This is a genomic window from Desulfobulbus rhabdoformis (assembly GCF_016919065.1).
Lineage (GTDB): Bacteria > Desulfobacterota > Desulfobulbia > Desulfobulbales > Desulfobulbaceae > Desulfobulbus > Desulfobulbus rhabdoformis.
In genome coordinates, this window is the sequence record NZ_JAFFQA010000143.1 from 1 (window position 1) to 782 (window position 782).

1 pseudogene is annotated in these 782 nt (G+C 45.8%); it reads right to left on the reverse strand.

The features are described from left to right. A pseudogene (locus JWJ90_RS22800) lies at positions 1 to 782 on the reverse strand (ISKra4 family transposase); the annotation flags it as partial.

Below are 782 nucleotides of genomic sequence, written 5' to 3' on the forward strand. Positions count from 1 at the left end.
ATAATCAACTTTCCACCAGGCGCCGGATCTCTTGAGACGAATATTGCTGATGAACTTATTGGCACTCTCAATCGCTCCACTGCCAAGCGGGTACCCACCTCGCCGCAAACGACCGTACTCGATTCTGTCTTTGTTCTTTTTCAGGTAGTTGACCAACTTCGTTCTCTCTGTTTCCGCAGTGGCTGTCTTGCATTTCATTCTTTTCAAGCCAGCGATGACATGAGAGGCATTGTTGTGAAAGAGCCGAACCTTGGTTTGCTCTATCCACTCATTGCCTTTTTTCGATCCAGAAAACTGATGCTTGGCAAAATCATAGAGGTGTTCTGAGCAGTGGAAATAATCAAGGACTTGGCGGCAGGTTGGGAAGTATTCTTTGACGCAGTCCCATATCCAATCGGCTCCATCACCTACAAAACACAGGCGAACTTTATCCAGCGGGATAATATCCTTGTCTCTTAACTCGGCAAGGAATCCACGAAATTCAGTAACATTGCTGATTTGATGCCAGCTTAACAGGTGAACGATCTTATCCTTATCGAGCAAGTAACCACGGATACCTTTAGCTTCCCGCCAGTGATGAGGTTGCCCCTTGTCTTCTGTCCTTATGGGGACCATGGCACCGTCAGCAGAAAAGACAAGAACAGGCCTGCGATAATTTTCCTCCGAGATATCTTCTATGATTTTAGATATTTCTTGAGAAGTAGGAGTGATCTCTTCAAGGCTGATTTCATCCGCGACTTGATTGGTGAGTTTATGGACAGTGTCTGCGGAAATGTCAAAAC